Source organism: Methylobacterium sp. 285MFTsu5.1 (assembly GCF_000383455.1).
Lineage (GTDB): Bacteria > Pseudomonadota > Alphaproteobacteria > Rhizobiales > Beijerinckiaceae > Methylobacterium.
Genome location: NZ_KB911277.1, coordinates 192,725 through 205,758, shown reverse-complemented (window position 1 = coordinate 205,758; position 13,034 = coordinate 192,725). Strand labels below are relative to the sequence as shown.

The following is a 13,034-nucleotide window of genomic DNA, read 5'->3' as shown; positions in this document are numbered from 1 at the left end:
TTAAGCGTGGGCCGCCGATGCGAGGGGCGCAGCATGACCGACACCGTCTGGTGGAAGCGCGGGACCGTCTACCAAGTCTATCCGCGCTCCTTTCAGGACACGAACGGCGACGGAGTCGGCGACCTGCCCGGCATCACGGCGCGGCTGGACTACCTCGCATGGCTAGGGGTCGACGCCGTGTGGATCTCGCCGGTCTACCCCTCGCCCATGGCCGATTTCGGCTACGACGTGGCGGATTACTGCGGGATCGACCCGCTGTTCGGCACGCTGGCCGATTTCGACGCCCTCGTGGCCGAGGCCCATCGGCGCCGGCTGAAGGTGATCCTCGACTTCGTGCCGAACCACTCCTCGATCGCGCATCCCTGGTTCTCCGAGAGCCGGTCGTCGCGCGCGAGCCCGAAGCGGGACTGGTACATCTGGCGCGACCCGGCGCCTGGCGGCGGCCCGCCCAACAACTGGCTGTCGAATTTCGGCGGCCCGGCCTGGACGCTGGATGAGACCACCGGCCAGTACTACTACCACGCCTTCCTGGCGGAGCAGCCGGACCTGAACTGGCGCAACCCCGCGGTGCGGGCGGCCATGCACGACGTGCTCCGCTTCTGGCTGGAGCGCGGGGTCGACGGGTTCCGGGTCGACGTGATCTGGCACCTGATGAAGGATGCGGGATTCCGCGACAACCCGGCCAATCCCGACTACGCGCCGGGCTCGCCCGAGATCAACCGCTTCACCCAGGTCTACTCCGCCGACCGGCCCGAGATCTTCGACGTGATCGCCGGGATGCGGGCGGTGCTGCGCCAGTACGGCGAGCGCGTGCTGATCGGCGAGATCTACCTGCCGGTGGAGCGGCTGGTCGCCTATTACGGCCCGGACCTGACCGGGGCCGACCTGCCGTTCAATTTCCAGCTGATCCAGACCCCGTGGCGGGCCGACGCGGTGGCCGACCTCGTGGCGCAGTACGAGGCGGCCCTGCCCGAGGGCGGCTGGCCGAACTGGGTGCTGGGCAACCACGACCAGCCGCGCATCGCCGCGCGGGTCGGGCCGGCGCAGGCCCGCATCGCCGCGATGCTGCTGCTGACCCTTCGGGGCACGCCGACCCTCTACTACGGCGACGAGATCGGCCTCGGCCACGTGCCGATCCCGCCCGACCGCGCCCGGGATCCCTGGGAGCACAACGAGCCCGGGCACGGCCGCGACCCGGAGCGCACGCCGATGCAGTGGGACGACAGTCCCCAGGCCGGCTTCTCCACGGCCGAACCCTGGCTGCCGCTGGCGGCGGATTGGGCCGCCTGCAACGTCGAGAGCCAGCGCTCGGATCCGGGCTCGATGCTCACCCTGCACCGGCGGCTGCTCGCCCTGCGCCGCGACCACGCGGCGCTCGCCGTGGGCGGCTACCGCGAGGTGCCGCTCGGGATCGCCGAGGTGTTCGCCTACGAGCGCTTCGCCGACGGGGACGTCCTGCGCGTGCTCCTGAATTTCGGCGCGGCGTCGCAGGACCTGCCGCTCCCCGAGGGGGCCTGGACCGTGCTGCTCTCGACCCGTCCGGGGCGCGCGGGCGAGCCGGCCGGCCTCACCCTCGCGCTGGAGCCCGCCGAGGGGGTGATTCTGCGCCGCGCCGGGTGACGCGAGGCCGCCCCGGCTCCGGCACCCGTCAGACCGGGGACCGAATCAGGGGCTCAGCGGGCACCGCCGATCGGGCGAAGACGGACGTGCGGGACCCGTCCGGTTACGCCGGGCGCCGTCGTTCCGGGCCGAAGATCTGTATCCAGAAGCCGAAATCCGCCGCGGCGGCGCGATTTCTCGCTGCGATGCCACATAGGTAAGTGACGCTTAATCACCACGGTGGCCTATTTTGTGCGTCGCAACGGAACCGTCGCGGCGAAGGAGCATTGGCCGTGGTTGAGATCGTGACAGCCGTGCCTGCCCGGTCGACTGCCAGACCGGGGCATTCCGCCCGGCCAGGATCAATGCTGATGCTCGATGCGCGCCGTGGTAGTCCCTTCGCCGAGTGGTCGTCCGGCGAGGGGAACGGCGTCGGTCCCGTACCGGTTCCGGCCCGGCCGGCCTCGCTGCGCCGCCGCATCCTCTACGCGACGCCCGAGATGGCGGATTTCGTGAAGACCGGCGGCCTCGGCGAGGTCTCGGCCGCCCTGCCCCGGGCCCTGGTCCCGCACTACGACATCCGCGTCCTGATCCCGGGCTACCGGCAGGTCCGGGCCGCCTTCCCGGAGATCCCGGTCGTCGCCCGCCTCGAGGGCTTCGCGGGCATTCCCGCCTGCGACCTCGGCCTGGTCGAGGCGGCCGACGGCCTGCGGATCTACGTCCTGCTCAGCCCCGACCTCTACGAGCGCGACGGCACGCCCTACGGCGACCAGCACGGCGATTTCGGCGACAACGACCTGCGCTTCGCCCGCCTCAGCCTCGCGGCGGCGGACCTCGCCACCGGCGCCGATCCCGACTGGGCGGCCGACATCCTGCACCTCAACGACTGGCAGGCGGCCCTGGCGCCGGCCTATCTCGCGTGGCGCGGCCGGCGGGTCCCGAGCGTGCTGACCATCCACAACCTCGCCTACCAGGGCCTGTTTCCCCGGGACGCCCTGCCCCGGCTCGGCGTGCCGGACTCGGCCTTCCAGGTCGACGGCGCCGAGTTCTACGGACAGCTCTCCTTCCTAAAGGCCGGCATCTTCTACGCCTCGCAGGTCACCACGGTGAGCGAGACCTACGCCCGGGAGATCCAGACGCCCGAGCTGGGCTGCGGCCTCGACGGGCTGCTGCGCACCCGCGCCGGCCAGGGCCGGCTCGCCGGCATCCTCAACGGCATCGACGAGACCTGGGACCCGACAACCGACCCGCACCTCGCCACGCGGTTCGAGATCGACGACTGGAAGGGCAAGCGCGCCAACACGGAGGCGGTGCGCCAGCAATTCGGCCTCGCGGTCTCCCGCGGGCCGCTCTTCGCCATCGTGTCGCGCCTCGTGCACCAGAAGGGCATCGACCTGAGCCTGCAGGCGGCCGAGACCATCGTGGCCGGGGGCGGCCAGCTCGTGGTGATCGGCCAGGGCGAGGGCCGGTTCGAGCAGGCGCTGCAGGGGTTGGCCAAGCGCCATCCCGACGCGGTCGGCGTGCATGTCGGCTTCGAGGAGGCGCAGGCCCGGCGGATGTTCGCCGGCAGCGACTTCCTGCTGATGCCCTCGCGCTTCGAGCCCTGCGGCCTTGCCCAGATGTACGCGCAGCGCTTCGGCTCCCTGCCGATCGTGCGGCGGACCGGGGGCCTCGCCGACACGGTCGAGGACGGCGTGACGGGCTTCACCTTCGGGGAGGCCTCGGCCGCGTCCTTCGGGGCGGCGGTGCGGCGGGCGCTGGAGGCCTTCGGCCAGAAGAAGCGGCTCAACGCCATGCGGCGGCGGGCCATGGCGGCCCGCTTCGGCTGGGACCAGGCCGCCGACAACTACGCCGGGCTCTACGGCCGGGCCATCGGCAACAGCGTCGGGCTGCGCTGGCGGGCGGCGTAGGGACTTCTCGCGGCCCCTCTCTTCTCTTCTCTTCCGCTCCGCGAGGCGGGTGAGCCCGTTCGGGTCAGATCATCCCTGCCAGCGGGGCGGGCGCTTCCCGGCGCGCCGCCTCGCTGGGCTCCGCAGGCGAGCCCGGACCCGGAGCGGTCATCGGAGGCGGGATCCGGACCCGCTGTCGGCGCGGAACGCGGCGCGCCGGCGGGTCCGGATCCCGGGTTCCGCCGCGCGGCCCCTCACCCCTCCAGCAGGAAGATCATCGTGGCGAGCGGCGGCAGGGTCAGCGACAGGCTCTGACCCTGGCCGTGGCTCGCCTGATCGTCGGTGTGGCGGCCGCCCTGGTTGCCCAGGTTGGACCCACCGTAGACCCCGGCATCCGAGTTGAACGCCTCGCGATAGAAACCTGCCTGCGGCACGCCGATCCGGTAGCCCTCGCGCGGCACCGGCGTGAAGTTCGACACCACGATCGCCACCTCGCCGGGCTTGGCACCCTTGCGGGCCCAGGCGATGACGCTGTTGTCCTGGTCGTCCGCCACCAGCCACTGGAAGCCGGTATGCTCGACGTCGCGGCCGTAGAGGGCCGGGGTCGAGACGTAGAGCCGGTTCAGGTCGCGGATCACGCTCTGGACGCCCTTGTGCAGGGGATCGTCCAGGAGGTGCCAGTCCAGGCTGTTGTCGTGGTTCCACTCCCGCTCCTGGCCGAACTCGCCGCCCATGAACAGCAGCTTCTTGCCGGGATGCCCCCACATGAAGCCGTAATAGGCCCGGAGATTCGCGAATTTCTGCCAGCGGTCGCCCGGCATCTTGCCGAGCAGCGAGCCCTTCCCGTGCACGACCTCGTCGTGGGAGAGCGGCAGGATGAAATTCTCCGAGAAGGCGTAGAGCAGCCCGAAGGTCAGGTTGTGGTGGTGGTAGCGGCGATGGATCGGATCCTCCTGCATGAAATGCAGGGTGTCGTGCATCCAGCCCATGTTCCACTTGAAGCCGAAGCCCAGGCCGCCCGTGTAGGTCGGGTGCGAGACGCCCGGCCAGGAGGTGGATTCCTCCGCCACCGTGATCGTCCCCGGGGCGTGGCTGTAGGTCGCCTCGTTGGTCTTGCGCAGGAAGTCGATGGCGTCGAGGTTCTCGTTGCCGCCGTAGCGGTTCGGGATCCACTCGCCCTGGCGGCGCGAGTAGTCGAGGTAGAGCATCGACGCGACGGCATCCACGCGCAGGCCGTCGAGGTGGTAGTGCTCCAGCCAGAACCGGGCGTTGGCGGCGAGGAAGGTCGCGACCTCGGTCCGCCCGAAATTGTAGATGTAGGTGCCCCAGTCCTGGTGGAAGCCCTGGCGCGGGTCGGCGTGCTCGTAGAGGTGGGTGCCGTCGAACAGGCCGAGCCCGTGGGCGTCGAGCGGGAAGTGGCCCGGCACCCAGTCGAGCAGCACGCCGATGCCGGCCTCGTGGGCCGCGTCCACGAAGGCGGCGAAGTCCTCAGGGCTTCCGAAGCGGCTCGTCGGCGCGAACAGCGAGACCGGCTGGTAGCCCCAGGACCCGTCGAACGGGAACTCGGTGATCGGCAGCATCTCGATATGGGTGAAGCCCAGATCCTTGACGTAGGGGATCAGCCGGTCGCCGAGTTCCTTGTAGGTGAGGTAGCGGTTGCCCTCCTCGGGCACCCGCGCCCAGGAGCCGAGATGGACCTCGTAGACCGAGATCGCCGCGTGGCGCGGGTCCTTGGCGCCGCGGGTGCTCATCCAGCCGGAATCGCGCCAGTCGAAGTCGCTCGACCCGTGGGTGACCGAGGCGGTCTCCGGCGGGTGCTGGGCCGCGAAGGCGACTGGGTCGGCCTTGAGCGGGACCAGGGATCCGTCGGGGCCGCGGATCTCGAACTTGTAGCGCACGCCGGCCTTGAGGCCCGGCACGAACAGCTCCCAGATGCCGCCGTCCTGCCAGAGGCGCATCGGGTGGCGCCGCCCGTCCCAGTCGTTGAAGTCGCCGACGACGCTGACCTTGCGGGCGTTGGGCGCCCAGACGGCGAAGCGGAAGCCGTCGATGCCGTCGAGCTGCCCCGACTGGGCGCCGAGCATCCGGTAGACGAGGTTGGTGCCGACCTCGCGGAGCGCCGCCACGTCGTACTGCTCGATCGAGGAGCCGAAGCCGTAGGGGTCGTAGCGGCGGCGCTTCGTCCCGTCCCAGGACTCGACCTCGATCTCGTAGAGGGGCCGGTGCTCGCCCTCGGCCTTCGCGACCCAGAACCCGTCCGGATGGCGCTTCTCGAAGGGCGCGGTGCGGCCGTCCATCACCAGGGTGGCGGCCCGCGCCTCGGGCAGCACGGCGCGCACCTCCCAGGCCTTCGGCCCGACCCGGTGGGGGCCGAGCACCGCGAAGGGGTCGCCGTGGTTGGCGGCCATCAGCGCGGCGACCGCGTCCGGGTGGACGCTCGGCGGCTGCGTGGCGCCGGCGCCCGGGACATCCGCGGACCGCGCCGTCGCCCCCTCCGGGTCGACCCGCGTTGCGAAGGTCTCGTCGATCGCCGTCATACAGTTGCTCCGGGCTCGTGTCCGTCCGTGTCCAGAATGGTGAGAACCCCACGGGCGGGGATTTCGATCCAGTCCGGCCGGTTGTTGGCCTCGTAGTCGACCTCGTAGAGCGCCTTGGTCAGCAGGCAGAGGCGCAGCAGCCGGGTCCGGCTCTCCGAATCGGTCACCGCCGCCCGGGAGCCCTCGACCGCGGTCTCGTAGCCGGCGAGGAACGCCGCCTCGATCATGCCGCGCCACGCGGTCGCCGCGTCCCGCGCCCGCTCCTCCGAATCGGCGAACCGCGCGGTGATCTCCCGGATCACCGTCTCGGCGCCGTACGCGAAGGAGCGCATCAGCCCGGCGACGTCCCGCAGGGGCATCGACTTGGCCCGGCGCTCGTCGGCCGGGCGCGAGGGCTCGCCCTCGAAGTCGACGATGATCAGGTCGTTCTCGGCGACCAGCACCTGGCCCAGATGGTAGTCGCCGTGGATGCGGGTCTTGTGGGCGCCCCGGACCGGCGCTTCGGTGAGCGCGGCGATCAGCGCCTCGACCTCGCCCCGGCGCTGGCCGAGCTCCGCGCAGGCCGGCTTGCCGGCGTCGAGGCCGCGGTCGGCGAGGCCCTTGAGCGCCCGGAAGGCGCGCTCGGCCTGGTGGCGGGCGTCGCGCGCCAGCACGGCGAGGTCGTCCCCGGTGAACGGCTCGGCCGCGAAGGCCGGGTCGTCGGTCTCGATGGCGAGTGCCGCGTGCAGCTCGGCGGTGCGCCGGCCGAGCAGGTCGGCCCAGGGCCGGTGGGCCTGGAACGCCTCCTCGGGGGTCGCGGCCTCGCTCTCGGGCGTGAGCACCACGGTCTCGAAGTCCCGGCGCAGGCCCTCCAGCATCAGGGTCCAGGCGTCGCCCTGGTTCATCACGAACTTCTGCAGGACCGCCAGGGCGGTCCGGGTGCCGTCCTCGGCGACATGCTCCAGGGTGCCGAGCAGGGCGGGTGTATTCGAGAAACCCGCCTTCTCGGTGAGGAAGCGCCCGACCTCGATCTCGGGATGCAGGCCCGGCTGCAGGCGGCGCAGCAGCTTGAGCATCATCTTCGAGCCGATGGCGATCGAGGTGTTGCTCTGCTCGCCCGAGAGCCGGCGGATGTCGGCCACGTCGACCGTGACGTCCGGGTCGAAGGCCGAGGTGACGGCGAAGACGAGCCGCCCGGTCTCCGTGGGGATCTCGCGGGCCTGCCGCATGTCGTCGATCAGGCAGGCGGCGAAGTCGTTGGAGCCGGCCGCCCCGTAGAGCAGGCCGGTGCGCGGCCCCCGGCGCACCCGCGCCACCGCGAAGGGCATGAGGGTCTCGTCCTCGCGGCCCTCCTCGACGCCCACGGGCACGAAGTATTCCTGGGTCTCGCCGCTGGCGAGCTGCACCTGCAGCCGCGGCAGCAGGAAGCGCGCGCTGCCGTCGACGTCCTTCAGGGCGGCGCAGTCGACGACCTTCGTGGCCTTGATCCGCGAGCCCTTGGCGCCGAACCAGCGCCGGCTCGTCAGGAACGGCGGCACCACGGTGCGCTCGAAGGCGACGCGCTCGCGCCCGCTCATCAGGGTCTCGATCCCGCCGGTGAGCACCAGGGTGAACAGCTCGGGCGGCTCCTGCTGCGGGCCGATCACCCCCGACCGGGCGGCGCTCAAGGAGAACCAGTAGAAGCCGTAGGACGGCAGGGTCAGCAGGTAGGGCAGGTCGCCGATCGGCGGGAACTCGGTGCCGCCGGTCAGCTCGATCGGCACCGCGGTGCGCAGCTCCGACAGGTCGAGCTGCACCGCCTGCGGCGCGCGCGACAGGTTCGCCACGCACAGGATCCGCTCGTCCTCGTGCTCGCGGATCCAGGCGAGCACCTTCCGGTTCGACGGGTACAGGAACTGGATGGTGCCGCGCCCCAACGCGACGCTGTTGTTGCGGATCGCGATCATGCGCCGCGTCCAGTTCAGCAGGCTCGTCTGGGCCTGGGTCTGCGCCTCGACGTTGATCGCGTCGAACCCGTAGATCGGGTCCTGGATCGCCGGCAGGAACAGCTTCTGCGGGTTCGCCCGCGAGAAGCCGCCGTTCCGGTCGGGCGACCACTGCATCGGCGTGCGCACGCCGTCGCGGTCGCCGAGGTAGATGTTGTCGCCCATGCCGACCTCGTCGCCGTAGTAGAGCACCGGCGTGCCGGGCATCGACAGGACGAGGGACTTCATCAGCTCGATCTTGCGCCGGTCGTTCTCGAGGAGCGGCGCGAGGCGTCGGCGGATGCCGAGGTTGATCCGGGCGCGCCGCTCGGCGGCGTAGAACGACCAGAGATAGTCACGCTCCTCGGCCGTGACCATCTCGAGCGTCAGCTCGTCGTGGTTGCGCAGGAAGATCGCCCACTGGCAGCCCTCCGGGATCTCCGGGGTCTGGCGCATGATGTCGGTGATCGGGTGCCGGTCCTCCCGGGCGATCGCCATGTACATCCGCGGCATCAGCGGGAAGTGGAAGGCCATGTGGCACTCGTCGCCGTCGCCGAAATACTGCGCGGTCTCCTCGGGCCACTGGTTGGCCTCGGCGAGCAGCATCCGGTCGGGGTAGCTCGCGTCCAGCGCGGCGCGGATCGCCTTGATGACGTCGTGGGTCTCGGCGAGGTTCTCGCAGTTCGTGCCGTCGCGCTCGATCAGGTAGGGGATCGCGTCGAGCCGCAGGCCGTCGACGCCCATGTCGAGCCAGTAGCGCATCACGTCGATGACCGCTTCCAGCACCTTCGGGTTGTCGAAGTTGAGATCCGGCTGGTGACTGTAGAACCGGTGCCAGAAATACTGCTTGGCGACCGGGTCCCAGGTCCAGTTCGACGCCTCGGTGTCGAGGAAGATGATCCGCGTGTCCTTATACGGCTCGTCGGTGTCCGACCAGACGTAGAAGTCGCGCTCGGGCGAGCCGGGAGGGGCCTCGCGGGCGGCCTGGAACCAAGGGTGCTGGTCCGAGGTGTGGTTGATGACGAGCTCGGTGATGACCCGCAGACCGCGCTCGTGCGCCGCCTCCACGAAGGCCTTGAAGTCCTCCATGGTCCCGTAGGACGGGTTGATGTCCCGGTAATCGGCGATGTCGTAGCCGTCGTCGCGCAGCGGCGAGGGATAGAACGGCATCAGCCAGATCGCCGTCACGCCGAGATCGCGCACGTAGTCGAGGCGCTGGGTCAGGCCCTCGAAATCCCCGATCCCGTCGTTGTTCGAGTCGAAGAACGACTTGACGTGGATCTGGTAGATGATGGCGTCACGGTACCATTGCGGGTCGCTGCGATCGATCATCGCGTCGCTGCCTCATCGGTCGAGTCTGACGGGACCGGCGGGGGACCCGGCCGGGGCGCGGGCGGCGGGCCGCCGCGCGGGTGCGAGGGTCGGCGACGGGAATTCCCGCCGCCGCATTCAAGGGCCATGGCCGAGTGCCACGCGCGGCCTCAGCCCGCAACCCGCCGCGGCGCCCGGAGGCGCCAGATCACGCAGGATCGCTCGGCCGGATCGAGGGCGATGCGGTGGGTCTTGCCGCGCAACTCGAACGTGTAGCCCTGGAGCAGGTCCTCGACCTCGACGGCGCCGTCGTCGGGCAGGCCGAACAGCCAGAGCGGCACCTCGTAGGTGCATTCCTGGCGATTCTTCGGGTCGAGGTTGACCATGGTGAAGACGCAGTTGTCGCGCTCCGGCGTCGACTTGGCGTAGGCGATGATGTTGTCGTTCCAGGCACCCGTGAAGGTCACGTTGCGGAAGTCCCAGAGGGCGGGGTTCTCGCGTCGGATCCTGTTGAGCTTGACGATGTGCTCGCGGATGTTGCCCGGCCGGTCGTAGTCCCAGGCCTTGAGCTCGTATTTCTCGGAGTTGAGATACTCCTCCTTGCCCGGGTACGGCGCGGCCTCGCACAGCTCGAAGCCGTTGTAGATGCCGTAGACCGACGACAGGGTCGCGGCGAGCGTGCCGCGGATCACGAAGCCCGCGCGCCCGCTGGTCTGGAGGAAGTAGGGATTGATGTCGGGCGTGTTGGCGAAGAAGTTGGGGCGGTAGTACTCGCCCATCTCGCCGGCCAGCTCCAGGGCGTAGTCGGTGAGCTCCTGCTTGGTGTTGCGCCACGTGAAGTAGGTGTAGCTCTGCTGGTAGCCGGCCTTGGCGAGCTTCTTCATCATCTTCGGCCGGGTGAAGGCCTCTGCGAGGAAGATCGCGTCCGGGTAGCGGCCGTTGACCTCGCCGATCACCCATTCCCAGAACGGGATCGGCTTGGTGTGCGGGTTGTCGACCCGGAAGATGCGCACGCCGCGCGCGCACCAGCCGAGCAGGATGTCGCGCAGCTCGATCCAGAGCGAGGGCAGGGCGCCCCCGTAGAAGTGGACGTTCGAGATGTCCTCGTACTTCTTCGGCGGGTTCTCGGCGAATTTCAGGGTGCCGTCGGGGCGCCACTCGAACCATTCCGGGTGGTTCTTGATCCAGGGATGGTCCGGCGAGCACTGGATCGCGAAGTCGAGGGCGATCTCCATGCCGTAGGCGTGGCTCGCCGCGACCAGCCGCTCGAAATCCGCGAGCGTGCCGAGGTCGGGATGCACGGCCTCGTGGCCGCCCTCCTCCGCGCCGACCGCGTAGACCGAGCCGACATCGCCGGGCTCGGCCTTGAGGGTGTTGTTCTTCCCCTTGCGGTTGGTCCGACCCACGGGATGGATCGGCGTGAAGTAGAGAACGTCGAAGCCGAGCTCGCGGATCTCGGGCAGGCGCCGGATGACGTCGTCGAAGGTGCCGTGGCGGTTCACGTCCATCGACTGGGAGCGCGGGAAGATCTCGTACCAAGCGGAGAACCGGGCCGCGAGGCGGTCGGCGATCACCGGCAGGGTCACGGGGTATTGGGTCAGGTTCACCCGCTCGGCGTTGCGGCGCACGAGGCTCGATGCCTCGGGCTGAAGGATCCGGTCGAGCTGGGCGGCCGAGCCGGTCTCCTCGGCGGCGAGCGCGGCCACGAGCGCGGCGAGGCGCTCGGCGTCGCGGCCGCCGCGGGTCCGGGCGAGCGAGGCCGCGGTCCCGACGAGCGCCACGCCCTCGATCGTCTCGAGCCGCACGTCGACGCCGGCGGCGCGCTTCTTCAGGGTGTCGCGCACCCAGGACGAGAACGCGTCGCGCCACGCGATCAGGGTGAACTCGTAGCGGGCGTTCCGCTCCAGGGGGAAGTGCCCGGCCCAGCGGTCGTTGTCGACGAAGACCATCGGGTCCTCGCGCCAAGTCTCGCCTCCAGACGCCTCGGTGCCGGCGACCCGCGACAGGATCGCGGCGTCGATGATCTCGTGGCCGTCGGAGAAGATGTCGGCCTCGACCCGCAGGGACTCGCCGACGATCCGCTTCACCGCCGAGCGACCGCCGTCGATCTCGGGGCTGACCGCCTCGATCACCACCCTTCCCTCCCCGTCCGGGGTGCCGCGCGCCGGCTGGCGGGCGACCTCCTGGGCGCTGGCCGCGAGGATGCGCAACTCGCCCGGCATCAGGTCGATGGCGCTGCCGGGATGGAACGCGATCGGCTCGGCCTCCGGGGTCCGGTCGACGAAGGCGCCGAGCATCCCGCCGGTGCGGGCGACGAGCGCACCGGCCTCGACCGGCACCGGCCGGTCGGTCGGGTTGTAGAGCACGATCAACCCGTGCCGCGCCGAGGCCGGGTGGCCGGTGTCGAAGCGGGCGAGCGCCACCAGATCGCTGTCGGGGGCCGAGATCCGGATCTGCGCGCCCTCGACATTGGCGGCCGGCAGCTCCGCCCGCAGGGCGTTGATCGCCCGGATCGAGGCGGAGATGTCGAGGCCGGTGTCGTTCTCGCGGTCGCGCGGGGTGGTCTCGACCACGTGCAGCGCCCGCCGGTAGCCCCATTCGTAGCCGATCGGCATGAGCACGCCGGCCGAGAAGAAGGCCGCGAGGGCGTAGCGGGTGCGCAGATGCGCCGCCACCGCCTCCGGGCCGCCGCCGATCTCGGCGGCGAGCCGCTTCATGTCGTGGTTCTCGGGGAAGGCGATGGAGGGGGCCAGCACCCGCAGGCGCTCGTACTGCTCGAGCGCCCAGGGCTTCTTCAGGTCCCACCACGCGAAGGAGTTGAACAGGTAGTCGAAGCCGGCGCCGGCCGTGGCCCGGGCCTCCTCGAAGGTGCAGCCGAGGGTCTCGGCGGCGAACAGGCAGGCGGGGTCTTGGCTCTTGGCCTGCCCGATCAGGGCGCGCCAGGTCTCCGGCGGCACCTTGTAGGCGGCATCGCACCGGAAGCCCTTCACGCCGAGGCCCTGGAGATGGGCCACGTAGGCGCCCCAGATCCGGGTCAGCTCGTCCCGGGCGGAGGGCGTGTGGTAGTCGAGCTCGGCCAGATCGCCCCAGACGGTGCGGATCGACGGGTCGTCCGGATCGACGGCGGCCGGGTGCATGATCGAGCCGTCCGGCTCCTTCATGAACAGGTCGGGCCGCTCGGTGGCGAGCCGGGCGTTGTCGGCGGTGTGGTTGATCACGAGGTCGGTCATGACCGACAGGCCCAGCGCCTGCGCGGCGGTGCAGAAGCGGCGGATCTGCTCGTCGTCGGGCGTGCCGTCGGCGTCGCGGAACCGCTCGTCCAGGCGCTCGGGATCGGCGACCGCGTAGAGGCTCCGCGAGCCGCCGGTCTGGTGGAACGGGTTGAGGTAGACCCAGTCGAAGCCGAGGGCGGCGATCCGCGGCAGCTCGGCGGTCCAGTCCGAGACGCGCCCGACCAGGAGCGGGAACAGGTTGTAGATCCGTGGCCCCTCGGCCCGGGGGGCCAGCGCGGCCGGCAGGACGGCCGCGGCCCCGGACGTCGCAGCGGCTTTGGTCGGTGCGTTCATGCTGCCTCTCGGCTCCCGTTCCCAGTGTCGTAACGCCCGAACCCCCGGGCTGTGCCGCGCGATCCGGTCCGACGTGTCTCAGCAGAGTCGCGTGACAGGGCTGCGGAGGGGCCACCGGAAGACGCGCCCGGACCGCCGCCGTCTCTGCGAGCGGCGCCACGCTGATCCAGGTCGCGCTGCCCTGGGTCG

5 protein-coding genes are annotated in these 13,034 nt (G+C 70.7%); 2 read left to right on the top strand and 3 right to left on the bottom strand.

Features of this window, described 5'->3' with window-relative positions; translation table 11 throughout:
• The first annotated feature begins 33 nt into the window (after positions 1-33).
• Positions 34-1,620: an alpha-amylase family glycosyl hydrolase gene (locus H288_RS0114695; RefSeq protein WP_020093339.1), complete on the top strand. Its 1,587-nt coding sequence runs from the start codon at positions 34-36 to the stop codon at positions 1,618-1,620.
• Positions 1,621-1,970: 350 nt separating this feature from the next.
• Positions 1,971-3,509: a glycogen synthase GlgA gene (glgA, locus tag H288_RS0114690; RefSeq protein WP_026604954.1), complete on the top strand. Its 1,539-nt coding sequence runs from the start codon at positions 1,971-1,973 to the stop codon at positions 3,507-3,509.
• A 233-nt stretch (positions 3,510-3,742) separates the two neighbouring features.
• Here the strand turns inward: glgA and glgB are convergent, their stop codons facing one another.
• The 3 genes from glgB to H288_RS0114675 all read right to left on the bottom strand — a co-directional run bounded on the left by glgB (position 3,743) and on the right by H288_RS0114675 (position 12,845).
• Entirely contained in the window at positions 3,743-6,025 is a 2,283-nt protein-coding gene (gene glgB / locus H288_RS0114685; RefSeq protein WP_020093337.1) for a 1,4-alpha-glucan branching protein GlgB, read from the bottom strand.
• On the bottom strand, positions 6,022-9,300 hold the full coding sequence (treS, locus tag H288_RS0114680) for a maltose alpha-D-glucosyltransferase (RefSeq protein WP_020093336.1): 3,279 nt from the start codon (positions 9,298-9,300) through the stop codon (positions 6,022-6,024). Before treS ends, glgB begins: the two co-directional genes overlap by 4 nt.
• A 149-nt stretch (positions 9,301-9,449) precedes the next feature.
• A complete protein-coding gene (locus H288_RS0114675; RefSeq protein ID WP_020093335.1) occupies positions 9,450-12,845 on the bottom strand; it encodes a maltotransferase domain-containing protein in 3,396 nt (1,131 codons plus the stop codon).
• Positions 12,846-13,034 lie beyond the last annotated feature (189 nt).